Raw genomic sequence first — 633 nt, 5'->3', positions numbered from 1 at the left:
CCTCCTCGCGGCCGGCGAGGACCCGGCCGCCCACCAGGAGGAGCTGGCCCGGTACGCGCGGTCCGCGGGGGTGAGCGGGCAGATGCGCGACGACTACCTCGATCTGTTCGGGGACGCCGGCCTGATCGGCAAACCGGCCGGGTCGGATCTGCGTTCGGGCCGCCGCAGCTACACGGTGTGCGCCGTCCTGGCCGCGACGAGCGGCGCGGAGCGTGAGCTGGTCGAGTCGGCGCTCGCCGGTCCCGGCTGTCCACCGGAGACCGTCGCCCGCATCCAGGACATCGCCCGGCACCACGGCGTCGACGAGCAGGTGCGCGCGGACATCCGCCGTGGCGCCGAGGAGGCGAGCGCGGTGGCGAAGGGCTGGCGGGGCCGCTGGCGGGACGACGCCGTCGAGTTCTTCGAGCGGCTGCCGCTGTGGGGTGCTCGGCGCGCCCTGTGACTCCCGGACGCGCCCGGTCCGGGTGCGTGGGGACAGGCGGTCGTCGACGGACCGCGGGCGGATGTGCGTACCGGGTCAGCCGGCGTCGCGGTCCCGGGCGTGCAGATGGCCTTCGAGAGGCTGCGGCGAGCGGGGCGGAAGCACGGCCCGCAGGACGTAGCCCGCTTTCTCGGCGACCCGGCAGGAGGCGG

1 protein-coding gene is annotated in these 633 nt (G+C 76.1%); it reads left to right on the top strand.

Translation table 11 applies throughout. The annotated features are described in order from the left end of the window. The coding region (locus EAO77_RS36320; RefSeq protein ID WP_147992559.1) for a polyprenyl synthetase family protein at positions 1-442 on the top strand (442 nt) is incomplete at its 5' end. Between the last annotated feature and the right edge of the window lie 191 nt (positions 443-633).

The sequence above is a fragment of the Streptomyces sp. T39 genome (assembly GCF_008042045.1).
Lineage (GTDB): Bacteria > Actinomycetota > Actinomycetes > Streptomycetales > Streptomycetaceae > Streptomyces.
The sequence above is the reverse complement of the archived record's forward strand: the minus strand, read 5'-3'. Positions and strand labels throughout refer to the sequence as shown.